The following is a 17,650-nucleotide window of genomic DNA, read 5'->3' as shown; positions in this document are numbered from 1 at the left end:
TTCGTCATGAGCTTAACACCGGGAGCGAAATTCAGACTCGCCATTGAACAAAATAATCCACTACAAATTGTCGGCACTATAAACCCGTATTGCGCCATGATGGCAAAAAACTTGGGTCACCAAGCGATTTACTTGTCTGGTGGCGGTATCGCAAATGCGTCATACGGATTGCCGGATCTCGGTATCACAACATTAAACGACGTTTTGGTTGATGTTGACCGTATTACTAACGCATGTGATTTGCCTCTTTTGGTTGATATCGACACGGGCTTTGGCGGTGCATTTAACATTGCTCGCACGATCAAAGCGATGGAAAAAGCGGGCGCGGCAGCGGTGCACATGGAAGACCAAGTCGCACAGAAACGTTGTGGTCATCGTCCGAACAAAGCAATAGTCAGCCAGCAAGAGATGGTTGATCGTGTAAAAGCCGCGGTTGATGCACGCAATGATGAAAGTTTCGTGATTATGGCTCGTACTGATGCGCTAGCTGTTGAAGGCATGGACAGCGCAATCGAGCGCGCGATTGCGTGTGTGGAAGCTGGCGCAGACATGATCTTCCCAGAAGCGATGAACAAGCTGGACCAGTACCTTCAGTTTTCAAATGCGCTTGAGCAAGCGACCGGAAAGCACGTTCCTATTCTGGCGAATATTACAGAATTTGGCGCGACACCGCTGTATGGCTGCGATGAGCTAGCGAAAGCACAAGTGGACATGGTGCTTTATCCGTTAAGTGCGTTCCGTGCCATGAACAAAGCTGCTGAAACGGTCTACAAACATTTGCTAGAAGTGGGTAATCAGGAAGCACTGGTTGATTCGATGCAAACACGTAAAGAGTTGTATCAGCACCTGAATTACCACGACTATGAAGACAAACTTGACCAGTTATTCTCTGAAGGGAAATAGCGGGGGAAAAGCAAAAATAAACGGAAGCCCAAGAAAAAGATAATCGGAATTTATCTCATCTAATAACGTGAAATTCGTTTGGCTAAAAACACCCCAGAGAGGGAAAAGTCAGACAGAAAAGGAGTTCAAACAATGTCTCAAACTGCAGAAAAGAAAGCAGAATTAGGTGGCGCAGGCCTTCGTGGTCAAAGCGCAGGAAGCACAGCTTTATGTACTGTCGGAAAAACGGGAACTGGTTTAACTTATCGTGGATACGATATTACTGATCTTGCGAACAACGCACAGTTTGAAGAAGTGGCTCACCTTCTGTTACGCGGTCACTTGCCGAATCAACAAGAACTTGATGCGTACAAGACACACCTACTCAGCCTTAGAGGTTTGCCAGCCGAGCTAAAACAAGCTTTAGAGTTGATTCCTGCAAGCGCACACCCAATGGACGTGATGCGCACGGGTTGTTCTGTATTGGGTAACCTAGAGCAGGAAATGAGCTTCGAGGAGCAACTGAAAGCAACCGAACGTATGCTAGCCTTGTTCCCTGCCATCATCTGTTACTGGTACCGCTTTAGTCATGATGGCGTGCGTATCAACACCGAGGATCAGACTGAAGATTGCATCGGTGGTTACTTCTTGCGATTACTTACAGACAAAGCGCCATCTGCGCTGCACAAACAAGTGATGCATTGCTCGCTTATTCTTTATGCTGAACATGAGTTTAATGCTTCTACATTCGCAGCACGCGTTTGTGCATCAACGTTGTCAGACATTCATTCTTGTATCACGGCGGCAATCGGTACGCTTCGTGGGCCACTTCACGGCGGTGCGAACGAAGCGGCGATGGAAATGATTGAAGATTGGCAAACGCCCGACGAGGCGGAAGCGAACATCATGAAAATGCTAGCCAATAAAGACAAGATCATGGGCTTCGGTCACGCGATTTATCGTGAAAGTGACCCTCGCAACGCCTTAATAAAACGATGGTCCAAAGAGCTATCGAAACAAGTTGGTGATACTCATCTATATGCGGTTTCTGAGCGTGTTGAATCAGTGATGAAGCGAGAGAAAGGTCTGTTCTGTAATGCGGACTTCTTCCATGCATCGGCTTACCACTTCATGGACATTCCAACCAAACTATTTACCCCAATCTTTGTGATGAGTCGTTTAACGGGCTGGGCTGCACACGTTTATGAACAGCGTGCCAATAACCGTATTATTCGCCCAAGTGCCGATTATACGGGCCCAGATCATCAAGAATGGGTGCCTATCGAGAATCGCTAGCGCGAAGGTCAACGAGGGCATTATATGCTTTGGTTGACCACCTCCTTCCTTTGTCATTCTCTCTAACAGAGGAAGGAGATCCTCTCATCACTGTGTTTCTGGAGCAATGGAAAACCTTGATGAAGGCAAGATGTAAAGACTGAATGGAAGCAAACCATGAACACAAATATTAATACCCAATATCGTAAGCCGCTTCCGGGAACTCAACTGGATTATTTTGATGCACGCGAAGCCGTCAATGCCATTTCTCCTGGAGCCTATGAAACACTCCCTTATACCTCTCGCGTGCTAGCTGAGCAACTGGTCCGTCGCTGTGACCCGAACACATTGACAGATAGCCTGAAACAGTTAATTGAACGCAAACGCGATCTTGATTTTCCTTGGTATCCAGCACGCGTTGTTTGTCATGACATTCTTGGTCAGACCGCTCTAGTCGATTTAGCGGGTCTACGCGATGCCATTTCAGATCAGGGCGGCGATCCTGCAAAAGTGAACCCAGTGGTTGAGACACAATTGATCGTTGACCACTCTTTAGCGGTTGAACATGCGGGCTTTGACCCTGATGCCTTCGACAAAAACCGCGCGATTGAAGAGCGCCGTAATGAAGACCGATTTCACTTTATCGAGTGGTGTAAAACAGCGTTTGAAAACGTCAGCGTGATTCCAGCTGGGAATGGCATCATGCACCAGATCAACTTGGAAAAAATGTCTCCTGTGGTACAAGCAAAGCAGGGCATTGCCTACCCTGACACCTGTGTGGGTACGGACAGTCACACGCCTCACGTAGACGCTCTTGGTGTTATTGCGATAGGTGTCGGTGGTCTGGAAGCAGAAACCGTCATGCTTGGCCGACCATCAATGATGCGTCTACCAGATATTGTCGGTGTCAAACTGACGGGTAAACGTCAACCGGGCATTACCGCAACGGATATTGTCCTCGCGATTACTGAGTTTCTGCGTAATGAGCGTGTGGTATCTTCATATCTTGAATTCTTCGGAGAAGGCGCACGTGATCTAACGATCGGAGACCGCGCAACGATTTCAAACATGACACCAGAATACGGCGCAACAGCTGGCATGTTTTATATTGATGAGCAGACCATCAATTACTTGAAACTAACTGGTCGAGATGAAGAACAAGTTGCTCTAGTAGAAAATTACGCAAAACAAACCGGTCTTTGGGCAGACGATCTTGATAGCGCCGTTTACGAGCGCGTACTTGAGTTCGATTTATCATCAGTTAGCCGTAACTTGGCTGGTCCGTCAAACCCTCATCGTCGTTTACCAACTTCTGAGTTGGCACAGCGCGGCATTTCTGGAGCGTGGGAAGAGAAAGAAGGCGAGTTGCCAGATGGTGCAGTGATCATCGCTGCTATTACCTCATGTACGAATACTAGTAACCCAAGAAACGTGGTTGCTGCTGGCCTTGTGGCGAAGAAAGCCAACGAACTTGGTCTTGTACGTAAACCTTGGGTGAAATCGTCTTTTGCTCCGGGTTCTAAAGTTGCACGCTTGTATCTGGAAGAAGCGGGCTTATTACCAGAGCTAGAGAAGCTTGGCTTTGGCATTGTTGGTTACGCATGTACAACTTGTAACGGTATGAGTGGTGCGCTGGATCCAAAAATCCAACAAGAGATCATCGACCGTGATTTATATGCGACAGCGGTGCTTTCTGGTAACCGTAACTTTGATGGTCGAATCCATCCGTACGCCAAACAAGCTTTTTTGGCTTCACCACCATTGGTTGTCGCTTATGCGCTAGCGGGTACGATTCGTTTTGATATCGAGCGCGATGCATTGGGCACGGACCAAAACGGCAAACCAATTTATCTCAATGATTTGTGGCCAAGCGATGAAGAGATCGATGCAGTTGTCGGTACTCATGTTAAACCTGAGCAGTTTAAGCAAGTTTACATTCAGATGTTTAAGCTGAATGATCAAGAGCAAAATCCCAACCCGCTGTACGACTGGCGTCCGATGAGTACCTATATCCGCCGACCACCGTACTGGGAAGGTGCGCTAGCGGGAGAAAGAACATTGTCTGGCATGCGTCCATTGGCGATTCTGGGCGACAACATCACCACTGATCACTTATCACCATCCAACGCGATTCTCGCAAGCAGCGCAGCAGGTGAATACTTAGCGAAAATGGGTGTGCCAGAAGAAGATTTCAACTCTTACGCGACTCACCGTGGTGACCACCTAACGGCGCAACGCGCGACCTTCGCTAACCCAAAGTTGTTCAATGAAATGGTGAAGGAAAACGGCGAAGTCGTGCAGGGATCTCTGGCGCGTGTAGAGCCAGAAGGGCAGGTGGTTCGTATGTGGGAAGCGATTGAAACCTACATGAATCGTAAACAACCATTGATCGTGGTGGCTGGCGCGGATTACGGTCAGGGGTCATCCCGTGACTGGGCAGCAAAAGGCGTTCGACTGGCAGGCGTAGAAGCCATTGTTGCTGAAGGTTTTGAGCGTATTCACCGTACTAACTTGGTTGGCATGGGCGTACTACCACTGCAATTTAAGTCAGGCGTTAATCGCAATACGCTAGAGCTGGATGGTACGGAACTTTACGACGTGGTTGGAGAAATCAAGCCGGGCGCTGATTTAGCGCTGGTTATCACACGCAGCAACGGCGATAAAGTCGATGTTCCGGTTACTTGTCGCTTAGATACCGCTGACGAAGTTCACGTGTACAACGCAGGCGGTGTTTTGCAGCGTTTCGCGCAAGATTTCTTGGCACAATAAGGAGTGCGTATGTCAAATAATACTCCGAATCAAACAAGCCAAATAAAAGTGCCCGCGACGTACATGCGTGGCGGCACGAGTAAAGGTGTCTTTTTCAACCTAGAGGATTTACCTCAAGAAGCGCAAGTGGCTGGAGCCGCACGTGACAAACTGTTGCTACGCGTTATTGGCAGCCCTGATCCTTACGCGAAGCAAATTGATGGCATGGGGGGCGCGACGTCAAGCACCAGTAAAACAGTGATTGTTTCGCGCAGCAGCAGAGCCGATCACGATGTTGACTACTTATTTGGCCAAGTGTCGATCGACAAACCATTCGTCGATTGGAGTGGTAACTGCGGCAACTTGTCTGCCGCTGTCGGTCCTTTCGCCATTCATGCTGGTCTGATCCCACAAGACCGTATTCCAGAAAATGGCATTGTGACGGTGCGTGTTTGGCAAGTGAACATAAGCAAAACGATTTTGATTCACGTGCCAATCGTCAATGGTTTCGTCCAAGAAACCGGAGAGTTTGAACTCGATGGTGTCACGTTTCCAGCGGCAGAGATTCAAGTGGATTTTGTTGATCCTTCCGATGGCGAAGGAAGTATGTTCCCAACGGGTAACTTAGTTGATGATTTGGTGGTGCCGGATGTGGGTACGTTCAACGCGACCTTTATTAACGCGGGCATACCAACCATTTTTATTGATGCTGAATCGATAGGATACCAGGGCACCGAGCTGCAAGACGATATCAACAACGATGACACAGCATTAGCGATGTTCGAATCCATCCGTGCATATGGCGCGTTAAAAATGGGCCTGATTTCTGATTTAGAAGAAGCTCAAACACGCCAACATACGCCGAAAATAGCGTTTGTTTCTAAACCGAAAAGTTACCTGTCTTCAAGTGGTAAAGCCGTTAATGAGTCGGATATTGATGTGCTCGTTCGCGCGCTGTCGATGGGCAAGCTACATCATGCAATGATGGGAACAGCAGCCGTTGCTATCGCTTCTGCTGCGTGTGTGCCCGGAACGTTAGTGAATTTAGCCGCTGGTGGCGGTGAAAAAGAGTCCGTGACTTTTGGTCACCCGTCAGGAACGTTAAAAGTTGGGGCACAAGCGAAGCAAACTGAGCAGGGCTGGGTGGTGCAAAAAGCCATTATGAGCCGAAGTGCGAGAATACTGATGGAGGGATTTGTGCGTGTACCCTTCTATGTCTTCGATTAAAAGAGACGATCTTTGGATTAAAAGAGCGATCTTTGAGTAGAACGAGAGCAATGTCAGGACATACTGGAGGAAGCAATATGTCTTCATACGAAAAAGAATACTTATGGGCGAAGAATGAACCGGAGAGTTTTTGGCGCGCTCAAGCGGAGAATCTCGATTGGTTTGAATCTCCTAAAACTATCTTGAAATCTGATGAAAACGGCATAGAACGTTGGTTTCCAGATGGTGTAATGAATACGTGCTGGTTAGCATTAGATTACCATTGCGAGCAAGGACGCGGTGATAATACTGCACTCATTTATGACTCGCCAGTGACAGGTCGTAAAGCCACGTACACCTATAGCGATCTACGTGACCAAGTAGCAAAAATTGCTGGCATGCTGTCTGCTCAAGGTGTTGAAAAAGGCGACCGAGTCGTTATTTATATGCCAATGATCCCAGAAGCCGCAATGGCGATGCTTGCCTGCGCGCGTTTGGGGGCGATTCATTCCGTAGTATTCGGTGGTTTTGCACCTAATGAGCTTGCTGTACGAATTGAAGATGCAGAGCCGAAAGTGATCATGACGGCGTCGTGCGGGATTGAGATCAACAAAGTCATTCCATACAAACCAATGGTAGACAAAGCCATTATGGACAGCCGTTGGAAGCCTGAGAAAGTGTTTGTTTTCCAACGTCCAGAGTGCGACGCTGAGCTAAAACAAGATAGAGACTTAGATTGGCAGCGAGAGTACAACCAAGCGCTGCCACATGGTTGTGTTCCGGTGTTAGCAACCGAGCCGCTCTACATACTTTATACATCGGGTACGACAGGTAAGCCGAAAGGCGTTGTGCGTGATAACGGTGGTCATGCTGTCGCGATGAAGTACTCCATGAGCGCAATCTATAACGTTCCTCAAGATGGCGTCTTTTGGGCGGCATCTGATGTGGGCTGGGTAGTAGGGCACTCTTACATTGTTTACGCTCCACTGATTCACGGTTGCACTACTATCCTATTCGAAGGCAAGCCTGTTCGAACACCGGATCCTGGCGCATTTTGGCGAGTGTGTGATGAATATAAAGTAGATGCGTTGTTCTCTGCACCAACGGCGTTTCGTGCGATTAAGAAAGAGGACCCGGAAGGTGAGCACTTAAAACAGTACGACTTGTCGAATCTGAAAACCATCTTTATGGCGGGAGAACGCCTTGACCCTCCGACACTGGAGTGGGTTCAGAGCAAAGCGGACAAGCCCGTTATTGACCACTGGTGGCAAACCGAGACGGGCTGGGCCATCGCGGGCAACCCGACAGGTGTCGAAATGATGCCAGTTAAAGCTGGTTCTTCGACGAAGCCCATTCCGGGTTATCAGGTCGAGATTCTGAATGAACTTGGAGAGGCTGTCGGGCCTAACCAACAAGGCTTTGTCGCATTAAAACGTCCGCTACCACCAAGTTGTCTGCCAACGGTTTGGCGTAATCATGACCGTTTTGAAACTGGTTATCTTAGCCAATTCCCAGGCTACTACGTGTCAGGTGATGGTGGCTATCTGGATGAAGACGGTTACCTGTTTATTATGGGACGTATTGATGACGTGATTAATGTCGCGGGACACCGATTGTCGACAGGTGAAATGGAAGAAATAGTAGGAAGCCACCCAGCGATTGCAGAATGTGCGGTGGTCGGTATCCACGATGATCTAAAAGGTCAGCTTCCACTTGGTTTTGTTGTACTGAAAGACGGCGTCAAAGTGGATGAGCTAGACCTTGAAGGTGAGCTTGTTGGCAAAGTGCGTAGTGAGATAGGTGCAGTTGCTTGCTTCAAGCATGCGTTGGTTGTAGACCGTTTACCGAAAACACGTTCAGGTAAAATTTTGCGTCGAACTATACGTCAAATAGCTGATGGTGAAAAATACACCGTTCCGTCAACGATTGATGACCCAAGTAGCTTGAACGAAATTGAGCGAGTGCTACGACGCTGAGAAAAACTCAATTCTAACTAACCCCTGATCCTCGAACTCTGTTGGTTGGTTCTGCCTCTGTACGTTTATTAAGTGCAGGGGCCTTTTTGTTGTTCAAACAGTACAAACGTATCGTGAAAGCATTTGTGACTTGCCAATACGACGTTTTCCTCACAAACTACAGCCATTCCATTTTTAGTGACCCTTTGTATGACCACGTTTGCGATTAAACCTGCGTGTTTTAGCGACCTAGAGTTGCTCAACGATCTTATGTTCGAGCTTCATGATGAGCATCATCTTCAATCTCCTGAGCTTTTCAAAACGGCAGAGGAGATAGAACAAGAAAAAAGCATTGCTCGATATATTGACGACCCTGAGTGCCTTGTTTACGTAGCAAAACAAGGAGATGAAATTATTGGCTTTATCTCTGGTCACTTCTGTGAACTTATTTCTACCGTCAGCCAGCCAGTTATGATGGGAAGTGTGGATGAGCTCTATGTGTTGCCTGAATATCGAAAACAAGGTACGGCGCAGGCATTGATTAATAAAATTGAGTCAACGTTCTCTGATTACGGTGCAAAACAGATGTTTGTTGAAGTATGGCATTTTAACCAGGGCGCAATATCTTTGTATGAAAAACAAGGGTTTGCACATCATATCCACTATTTAAGAAAACCGCTGAACGAATAATCGTATTTAACTTTAATATTGTGATTTAGGTTCATTCGAATTGAAATCATTCAGTTCGTCAATAGACTTTTCTCTATAAGTTGCTCGCAATGTTAATAAATTGATATGCACCCACATTGGTATCGGCGTTTTTGTCTGCTTGTTTATTAGTAGCACGAGGATCGTGCTTACAAAAACAAGAGGACAATATTTTGAAACTAACAAAATCGTTACTTGCTTTAGCCGTTTTGCCAATGTTCGCAAGTGCTGATGATTTGTCACAGACGCAAAATCACACTATCCAACCCCAGATCGTAGGCGGAGTAACTGCCGACCCACGTGACTGGAAATTCTACACCCAAATTGTTAGTCGTTATGGTAACCGATCGTATTGTGGGGCCAGTTATATCGGGAATGGTTACGTCCTGACTGCTGCACATTGTGTTGAGGGTGATTCTCCGAGTCAGATTGCGGTTAAAATCGGTGGCGTTGTTTATAACGGTAGTGATGGTGTTCGTGCAAACGTCAGTGAGATCCATATGCACCCGGCATATCGCCGCGCGACGCTTTCTCATGACCTCGCGGTATTGAAGCTCGACTCTGTGCCTCAAGGTGTTTCTTCAGTTGAGATTGCGAATGGTAGTCTAACGCAATACGCGAGCATCGGAGATTGGCTTAGTGTTGCTGGCTTAGGGCGAACTTCTGAAGGAGGAAGCTCTCCGTCTCGATTGCAAGAGGTTGACGTCCCACTTGTGTCGGATATGACTTGCCGTCAAGCCGGTGGCAACTACACAACGGTTGGAGAAGTGTCATTCTGTGCGGGTATTCCTCAAGGTGGGATAGATTCTTGTCAGGGAGATAGTGGTGGTCCAATCGTTATTAATCGCAGTGGTGTAATCACTCAACTTGGTGTGGTCAGTTGGGGAATAGGTTGTGCTCGTCCTGGTATGTATGGGGTTTATAGCGATATCGCTGCTATGCGCAATTTTGTCGATGGTGTTATCGGAACAGCAACACCACCAAAAGAAAATGTTTCTGTTGGATACACCACCGAACAGACACTGGCATCATTTAATGTTGGGGAGTTACAGCAACATAGCTTTGTTATCCAGAATTCAGGGAGCACCACCTTCACTGTGGAAAATGTTCGCGCGTTTGCTTCGGGTGTTACTGATGCAGCTGTTATTGCCAATGATCAGTGCTCTCAGGCGACGTTAGCAATGAATGCAAGTTGTCGTGTTGATGTTGAATTTGGTGCTACTCAGAGCGGAGAAGCAAGAGTGGCTTTGAACTTCAACGTTGATAAGACCAGCACACAATACCAAGCGTTAGTATCCGCTCAAGCGAAAACGGTGACAACGCCTCCCACAGATAGCTGTACAACTGTATGGCAAGCCAGCTTAGTGTATCTCAAAGGAGATACGGTTACTTGGAATGGTAAAGTTTGGCAAGCGCAGTGGTGGACTCAAGGTGATAATCCAGCAGACTCAGGGCCTTGGGGTGTTTGGCAAAAAGTAGGCGATGCGAATTGCAAGTCTAACTAACTATCGGGCCAGTGAACTTGATTCGTTGACCATGAGATAAGATTCATTCTTGGTTTCAACGATCAGTACATAGTTATCATAACTAGGGTTTATTGTTTGCGAATAATAAGCCCTTTTTTATTGTGTCAACTATGAGAACCCACAAAATGTGTATGACTTTGTCCTGACGTTATCTTTATATAACTGGCAGAATTGCGATCAACATTTTATGTTTTGTCTGATTTTTGTCAGGTTTGCATTAAATTATTCTCCAGTGAGCGTTGAGATCAGGTTTTACGCGATCAACTCAGTTTGGCATAACTCGTTACTTAATTTTTGTCGAAAAAGATAAGATTAACTGCCATGATTCATTGGTTATCATTATGTTTATTTAAGGTCATATTTTGTGTTGAGACAGCTGTTATTACTCATCCTTTGTTTTATTTTGTTACCTGTTTCACCGATCTCTACGGCTAAAGCCACTGCGAGCGAAGTTAAAGGAGCGCTCTGTATTGTTCGCGCTGATGACAAGTTAGTGTTAGTTCATGAAGTATTAACGGATAAGATTTCTCTACCTGGCGGAACCATTATTGATGGTGAGTCTCCACAAGTTGCTGCTCAACGAGAAACGTGGGAAGAAACCGGTATAGTGGTTACGGTTGGAGAGGAGCTTGGCAGAACGGACACTGCGGTTTTTTACGACTGTATATCAGACTCTGACATTATCGCTTTTTCTATGAATAATTCTTTAGGTGGAAATGAACTGCCTATTTGGTTTGCCCCTCATTATGGAGTAGAAGTTGCGTCAGCGATGTTGCTTAGCCCATCTGAATTACCATCATCTTTATATCGTTATCCTGAGCAATGGCCACAAGCCACTCAGTTTTTTGATCAAGCTACCAAGCAATCAGTATCTTATGTGACTCAGTTGATCGAATCCGCGCCTTCATTTCGTCAGGTTGAATTGGCGTGGCTGATAGATTTACAGAGTTGGGTAGGGGCGTTGTCAGAAAAGAGTTACGAGGTAGCTAGTCAGATCTCGAAACTGGTTATAGACCTGACAGAACCGACGGTACTACTCTTTCTATTTCCTTTTGCCATGATGCGCTTTGGTAGCCGGTTTGTGTACCGACTCTTTTTTGCAATTAGTGCAACGTCGCTTATGGTGCTTGTCGCTCAACAAGGCTTTTCGTTACCGCGCCCACATGTCTATATACCAATGATGGAGTTAACGCACAGCTTTGGCTTTAGTTTTCCTAGCTTGCCTATCGCTGTGTGGTTTTGTGTTCTGACGTCCTTGTTTCATAGAACCCAGTATTTCGGTTTGAATGGAACAACGGCAGTCTTCGTGTTCATCACTCTTACAGTGGTGTTAGGTAAGTTTTTCCTCGGCAGTGCCTTTATTTTAGATATGTTATTTGGCGCGCTGTTAGGCAGCTTGGTGGCTTGGCATGTTCTTCGATTGGAAACAAATCAAGATGTGAACGTTGATCAAGTTCTAAGCTCAAAAGGCGTCTGGTTCATTATGACTGCGGCAACAGCGGTCATCTCCGTCATCTGGCCATTACCTGTGTTTGGTCGCTGGCTAGCAATTTTAATCACAGCATCAGCGTTGGTCATGACATTTAAAGAGTCGAAAGCACATTTAGATACTCGGCAGATGATCTTTGTGACGCTGGCATTGTTGCTTGTTGATCAACTCTATTTGTACTCGGCTAATATCGTATCGTTTAGCGGTTTGTGGTCATTAGTCTTGTCGACGTTACATTATCCATTATTAATGTTGTTATTTATGCTGCTTGCAAGGAAGCTGACTTGTGAAAACCAACCGAGCAAAACGTTGCTAGATTGATGGCTGTATTTGTTATCTATTAGTATTTAAGTAAAAAAAAGCCTTGCATTACAGCAAGGCTTTTACACGTTTAGTCCACGAACAACGCCGCTTGCCTATCTTGGACGGCTAGGGATGTTAAACGTAAGAAGCTTAACGCAACAGACATGGCGGAAAGGGCTATGCATTGAGCACGAACTTTTCTATAGCTTTAGCGACACCGTGCTCATCATTACTTGCCGTAATGTAGTCAGCGATTTGCTTGGTTTCTTCCATTGCATTTGCCATCGCGATACCAAGGCCAGCGTATTTCAGCATGTGGTGGTCATTTTCTGCGTCACCCATACAGATAACTTCTTCCGGTTTAATTCCCAGATACTCGGCAATTGCGGCAACACCAATACCTTTGTTGCTCGCAGGGTTAAGAAACTCAAGGAAAAACGGAGCGCTTTGAACAACCGTAAACGCTTCGCGCATTTCAGCTGGCAGTGCTGCTATAACTTCTGTTAGTTTGCTTGGCTCTGCAACCATCATAGCTTTGATGATTGGATGATCGTCTTCTAGTGATTCGAAGTTCATCTCGGTGACATTTAAGCCATTTATCTTTGCTTCAATATCGGTGTAAGGGTTGTGTTCGTTGGTGATTAAACCATGAACTTGACTAAAAGCATGGACGTACGCACCTAGCTCTTCGGCTTTTCGCGCCACCAATTTTGCAGCTTTACCATCTATGATTTGCTGGTGGATGATGTCGTTTGTGCCTACGTTCTTGACCATCGAACCGTTGTAGTAAAGAACAAAATCTCGATCGGAATGGATATTCAGTTCGTCGAGCTTGTCTTGCATTCCTTCTAATGGGCGACCAGAAGCGAGAACGACAGTAACGCCTGCTTCTCGAGCTTTTGCGATCGCTTGTTTGTTTTCTTCAGAAATGGCTTTATCACTATTGAGTAGCGTGCCATCCATATCTAGTGCGATCAGTTTATACATCATTTCTTACCTTAAAGTTTTTTGGGGTCTGTCAGTGAAAAAGGCTTGGTTTAACGTTAACCAGAAACCTGCATTCATTACGCTATGAAACTACAAAATGGTCTATTTTAACAATTAATTTTTGGTTTAAATTGACCTAGACACGCGTGTCCATTATGGTCTTCGCCTTGAAATGTTATGAGTTGAGTGAGTTCTGCGTTGTATAAGCTAAATGAGATGTTTGAAACCATCCAAGGGGAAGGGATTTTCACTGGAGTCCCTGCTGTTTTTGTTCGGCTTCAAGAGTGTCCGGTTGGTTGCTCATGGTGCGATACCAAACAGACGTGGTATGCAGATGAGAATGATCAACGTCAAATAGGCGATATTCTGGTGAAAACGGAAGACTCTCCGACTTGGTGTGTTGCATCTGCCGAGAACATCGTAGAGCAATACCAACAGCAAGGCTTTAATGCTAAGCATATCGTGATTACTGGTGGAGAGCCTTGTATTTATGATCTGCGCCCTTTAACAAAGGCGTTTGAAGATATGGGGTGCCAATGCCAAATTGAAACCAGTGGCACATCAGAAGTGATTACTTCAGAAAATACGTGGGTGACAGTGTCACCAAAAGTGGCGATGAAAGGTAAATTGCCAGTGCTTAATAGCGCGTTAGAGCGAGCAAATGAGATTAAGCATCCAGTCGGCACCCAGAAAGACATCGACCACCTTGATGACCTTTTAGCAAATGCGAACGTAGCGGCTGAGACTATCATTGCACTACAACCAATTAGCCAGAAGCCTCGTGCTACGCAATTGTGTATTGATACGTGCATTGCCCGCAATTGGCGTTTGTCTGTTCAAACTCATAAATATTTGAGTATTGCTTAGACGAGAGGCTCGTCATCATTCGAAGTGGCTTTTCTATCTAATCCCGGTTTCGCGAGTAATGCCGTTGGTAGCTTTGCTATCGAAACATTGTCGATATATCTAAACAATTTATAGCGTTGTAAAAGCTAAGAAGTGTTGGCTGTTGTGGTGTGGTGCTATCTTTGGTTCGACAATCGTTTCGCATTTAATTGATGCCACCAATCTGGCGGCATCAAAATGAAGCTCTGTTGGCTGGAGTTTCACGCTGAGATAAAACGTTTAGAAGCTAACGCAAAAGGTTTTATCCCAGCGCTATTACCGCTAACAAAGACTATTTGCTCGCTAAGTATTCTTCTAAGCCGCTTTGTCGCAGTAGGCACGCTGGGCATTCACCACAGCCTTTACCAACGATTCCGTTGTAACATGTTAACGTATTGTTTTGGACAAACTCCAACATATTGTGCTTATCAGCTAGAGCCCAGGTCTCTGCTTTAGTAAGCCACATTAAAGGAGTCTTAATATTGAAGGCTTTATCCATACCTAAGTTGCAAGAGAGATTTAGAGAGCGAATAAAGTTGTCTCGGCAGTCAGGGTAACCACTAAAGTCTGTTTCGCAAACTCCCGTAATGATGTCTTGAATGCCAAGCTGGTAAGCATGGATACATGCGTAAGTAAGAAAGAGAATGTTTCTCCCTGGAACGAATGTATTGGGTACGTTAGCGTCGCTTAAGTCATTAGATACCGGAATGTTGTCTCTTGTCAGCGAGCTTATCGCTAACTCATTAATTGATTTTACATCCAGGACTTTGTGGCTTTTGATGTTAAGTTGCTTACCTAATTCGATAGCGATATCTATTTCATCTGAATGACGCTGGCCATAATCAAACGTTATAGCATGAACCTCATCATATGTATTTAATGCATCGATTAAGCAGGTCGTAGAGTCCTGCCCACCGGAAAAAACCACAAGTGCTTTTGTTGTAGCCATGTTGAACCCTTAGTTATGCTCTTTGATTCTTTGGTATTGATACGTATTCTTAGGCGTTTAATCCCAATTACGTACTCGACTTCGTGGCGATTGCGTCCGCAATCAGCTGGGCTGTGCTCTCAAGCACTCTTTGCTTGTCATCATTTGACAGCTTGTGGAGATTCACAGCAAGTTCAGCGGTGATTTCATCTTCACAAAAAAAATAGTTTAGAGGCACGTTTAGCTCATCTGCGATAAGTTTGAGCGTTTTTACGTCGGGAGTATGGCGCTCCCTTTCGTATTGATTCATCCTTGCACTTGCAGAACTATCATCCATGCCGATACGGATGCCCAGTGCTTTTTGGGACAGATTCGCTTGTTTACGCGCATGCTTAAGGCGGGCTGGGAGTGGGTTATTAAACAACACTTAAAGTTCATACGAAGGACTTGGATGACTAAGATTATCTTAGTTTTTCTGATTTGTGTATACTAAGTAATACTTAGCTATTACCGAGGTCGCCAAGGCCGTGTATGTATAGCTAAACAAGATTTCGTATCTTTAGGTTGATTAAGTGACGTTGAATCTATTTCTTCAAAAACTGCCGTATGAAGGAGTGGGAGGAGCGAGTAAGGGCACGAGAAACCGCAGCTATTTGTAGAGCAGAATTTGCTCTTCACATAAACGTAGTCGTCTAAGTTGAAGAGCAATATTGTTCTTGATGATCAACTATATACTTAAGTAAATAACTGTGTCGCACAATAGATCAGAGCTGCTGCTAAGCTCATATTGATGACTTTGCCATATCTCTGGAATTGCGATTGAAGTAGCTTTCCTGCAACGGCCCAAACTACGTTGCTAAGGAGTGCGATCAAAGCAAGAATGAGGCTAGTCGCTAAGATCCAGTAGATATTCTGAGTGTGGGGCAGTACGAACGTAGAAATAGAGGTAATTCCATAAAGAATGATTTTCACATTAACGAACTGCAAACCGAAACCTGTTAAGAAACTGATACCTTTAGAATTATCCGATGAAGTTTTGATCTCACTCGTAGCAAGCCCCCAAGCCAACCAAACAATATAAGCTGCTCCAATCCATGTTAGCCAAGGTGTAATCACGGGCAAGAGGCTGATCATGTTATACGTGAAAGCGCCACAAAGTAGCATCAAAACAACATAGCCACAAAACATCCCCGAAATCACTTTTGTTGAGCGTTTTAGTCCATATTGCGTCGCGATGCTGAGCGATAAAATGTTGTTTGGCCCTGGTGTAATTGAAGTAATGATTACGTAAGTAAAAAATGCGGTGTAGATGGCTGTCATCTCTATCTCTCCTGTTTTTACTGCACTATACTTCGCTACAATTGATTAAAAAATTGAATAAATTAAAACTTAGACTTTTAATTTATTGAACTGTTGGTTGTGGAGTCTAGTCATGAATCTAAAACGCTTTCTTACTTTTAAAGCTATTGTTGAAGAAGGATCGTTTCTAAAAGCGTCACAGAAGCTTTATTGCACGCAATCAACCGTCACCTTTCAAATCAAGCAGTTGGAACAAGATCTGTCTCTGCAGCTGTTCGAAAAAATAGGGCGTAAGATGGTTTTGACTCAAGCAGGAGAAAAGATACTGCCTTACGTCTATGAACTGGCGCGAGTGATGGAAAATATTGAGGGAACAGCACAGCAAGAAAACTCGGAGCCGACCGGTGAATTGAAAGTGCTGGTTGCTGAGACTCAACTTGCTTATAAGATGGCTAATGTTTTAAAAGAGTTCAGGATCAGAGCGCCCAATGTCAGACTCTCTCTGCAATCACAAAATTGCTATCAGATTCGAGATGAGTTGATAGCGGATAAAGCTGATTTAGGTGTGTTTTATCGAGTAGGTAATGACGATACGCTCAAGGTCCACGAGTTTGAGCAGGAGCCACTGGTATTGGTTGCTTCACCGCTTTTAAAAGGGCTAGATTTAAAGAAGAGAGAGCAACATATTGATTTAGGGTTTATAAGCAATGGCCCTAAGTGCCTTTTTCGACAGATGTTTGAGAGCATTATTCAGGAGCGTGATATTAGCATCGACAACATGATCGAACTTAGCAGTATTAATACGATCAAAAATTGCGTTGAGAGTAATATTGGTATCTCTTATTTACCTCGTTTTACGGTTGAAAAAGAGTTGCAAGAGGGCAGTTTACAAGAGCTTGAGTTCACCGAATTTTCACAGATGATCAAGCCACTTTGTGCTTATCATGCTGGGAAGTGTGTGACGCCGGCGATGGAAGTCTTTATTGATTGTATGCGTAACGAGTATGAACGGTTTTCTACTCAGAGTCGGTGATCTTTAATATGTTCTATCTGACATAGTTTCGTTTTTACTCCTTTTTACTTTTTAAGTGGCTACTTCTAATTTATTGATTTTTATTGCTTTGTTGTGAATCCGACTGTTGTGGGATGATAAATGGGATCTGATGTGAAGAGCTATTTATTGACGGAAAGAGATAAGATATAAAAACGACGGCGTGTGATAACTAGATTAGATAAGGTTACATAATTAACAGTGTAATAAATGCCATTCTTTATGGATTATTTTCAACGAGACTTAATTGTTACGGTTCGTTATTATTAACTCGTTAACGCATCCATTGCTAGGAAGTTAACTTACGCATATTGTTTTTTTTCATCATTTGCAGCAAATTATATTTGCTGCTTTTTTTTAACCAAAAAAAGTTCAAAGCTTGAACTACAAGCTCTGAACTTTTGTTTA

The 17,650-nt window shown here is 44.9% G+C and carries 14 protein-coding genes; 10 read left to right on the top strand and 4 right to left on the bottom strand.

What is annotated here, in order from left to right; genetic code table 11:
• Positions 1–6 precede the first annotated feature (6 nt).
• The 8 genes from prpB to N646_RS03390 all read left to right on the top strand — a co-directional run bounded on the left by prpB (position 7) and on the right by N646_RS03390 (position 12,110).
• On the top strand, positions 7–903 hold the full coding sequence (gene prpB / locus N646_RS03425; RefSeq protein WP_005377281.1) for a methylisocitrate lyase: 897 nt from the start codon (positions 7–9) through the stop codon (positions 901–903).
• 132 nt (positions 904–1,035) lie between these two features.
• Positions 1,036–2,178 (top strand): bifunctional 2-methylcitrate synthase/citrate synthase, encoded by a 1,143-nt coding sequence (gene prpC, locus N646_RS03420; protein WP_005377283.1) that lies wholly within the window; start codon positions 1,036–1,038, stop codon positions 2,176–2,178.
• A gap of 156 nt (positions 2,179–2,334) precedes the next feature.
• The gene (gene acnD / locus N646_RS03415; protein ID WP_017633775.1) at positions 2,335–4,926 is read left to right on the top strand and encodes a Fe/S-dependent 2-methylisocitrate dehydratase AcnD; all 2,592 of its coding nucleotides are present in this window, start codon (positions 2,335–2,337) and stop codon (positions 4,924–4,926) included.
• A 9-nt stretch (positions 4,927–4,935) separates the two neighbouring features.
• On the top strand, positions 4,936–6,132 hold the full coding sequence (prpF, locus tag N646_RS03410; RefSeq protein WP_005377286.1) for a 2-methylaconitate cis-trans isomerase PrpF: 1,197 nt from the start codon (positions 4,936–4,938) through the stop codon (positions 6,130–6,132).
• Positions 6,133–6,209: 77 nt separating this feature from the next.
• Positions 6,210–8,087 carry a propionyl-CoA synthetase gene (locus tag N646_RS03405; protein WP_017821693.1) on the top strand — a complete coding sequence of 626 codons (1,878 nt, stop codon included), beginning with the start codon at positions 6,210–6,212 and terminating at the stop codon, positions 8,085–8,087.
• Positions 8,088–8,276: 189 nt separating this feature from the next.
• Positions 8,277–8,756 (top strand): GNAT family N-acetyltransferase, encoded by a 480-nt coding sequence (locus N646_RS03400; protein WP_005377290.1) that lies wholly within the window; start codon positions 8,277–8,279, stop codon positions 8,754–8,756.
• Positions 8,757–8,947: 191 nt separating this feature from the next.
• On the top strand, positions 8,948–10,279 hold the full coding sequence (locus N646_RS03395) for a trypsin-like serine protease (protein WP_017633778.1): 1,332 nt from the start codon (positions 8,948–8,950) through the stop codon (positions 10,277–10,279).
• Positions 10,280–10,664: 385 nt separating this feature from the next.
• On the top strand, positions 10,665–12,110 hold the full coding sequence (locus tag N646_RS03390) for a bifunctional NUDIX hydrolase/phosphatase PAP2 family protein (protein ID WP_017821692.1): 1,446 nt from the start codon (positions 10,665–10,667) through the stop codon (positions 12,108–12,110).
• Between the two features lie 159 nt (positions 12,111–12,269).
• Here N646_RS03390 and N646_RS03385 read toward each other — a convergent pair whose 3' ends face one another.
• Entirely contained in the window at positions 12,270–13,079 is an 810-nt protein-coding gene (locus tag N646_RS03385; protein ID WP_017821691.1) for a Cof-type HAD-IIB family hydrolase, read from the bottom strand.
• Between the two features lie 216 nt (positions 13,080–13,295).
• Between N646_RS03385 and queE the strand changes: the two genes are divergently transcribed.
• On the top strand, positions 13,296–13,946 hold the full coding sequence (gene queE, locus N646_RS03380) for a 7-carboxy-7-deazaguanine synthase QueE (protein ID WP_031777254.1): 651 nt from the start codon (positions 13,296–13,298) through the stop codon (positions 13,944–13,946).
• A gap of 310 nt (positions 13,947–14,256) precedes the next feature.
• On the opposite strand, the gene queC is transcribed toward queE, so the two are convergent.
• The 3 genes from queC to eamB all read right to left on the bottom strand — a co-directional run bounded on the left by queC (position 14,257) and on the right by eamB (position 16,212).
• Positions 14,257–14,913, bottom strand: coding sequence for a 7-cyano-7-deazaguanine synthase QueC (gene queC, locus N646_RS03375; RefSeq protein WP_005377298.1), 657 nt, complete (start codon positions 14,911–14,913; stop codon positions 14,257–14,259).
• A 67-nt stretch (positions 14,914–14,980) separates the two neighbouring features.
• The gene (locus tag N646_RS03370) at positions 14,981–15,319 is read right to left on the bottom strand and encodes a helix-turn-helix domain-containing protein (protein ID WP_005388200.1); all 339 of its coding nucleotides are present in this window, start codon (positions 15,317–15,319) and stop codon (positions 14,981–14,983) included.
• A gap of 308 nt (positions 15,320–15,627) precedes the next feature.
• Positions 15,628–16,212, bottom strand: coding sequence for a cysteine/O-acetylserine transporter (gene eamB / locus N646_RS03365; protein ID WP_005388201.1), 585 nt, complete (start codon positions 16,210–16,212; stop codon positions 15,628–15,630).
• 112 nt (positions 16,213–16,324) lie between these two features.
• Here eamB and N646_RS03360 point away from each other — a divergent pair, with 112 nt between their 5' ends.
• A complete protein-coding gene (locus tag N646_RS03360) occupies positions 16,325–17,224 on the top strand; it encodes a LysR family transcriptional regulator (RefSeq protein ID WP_017821689.1) in 900 nt (299 codons plus the stop codon).
• Positions 17,225–17,650: the final 426 nt, after the last annotated feature.

Origin of the sequence: Vibrio alginolyticus NBRC 15630 = ATCC 17749, assembly GCF_000354175.2 — a bacterium.
Taxonomy (GTDB): domain Bacteria; phylum Pseudomonadota; class Gammaproteobacteria; order Enterobacterales; family Vibrionaceae; genus Vibrio; species Vibrio alginolyticus.
Note: the sequence above shows the minus strand (reverse complement) of the source record. Positions and strands in the feature narration are given on the sequence as shown.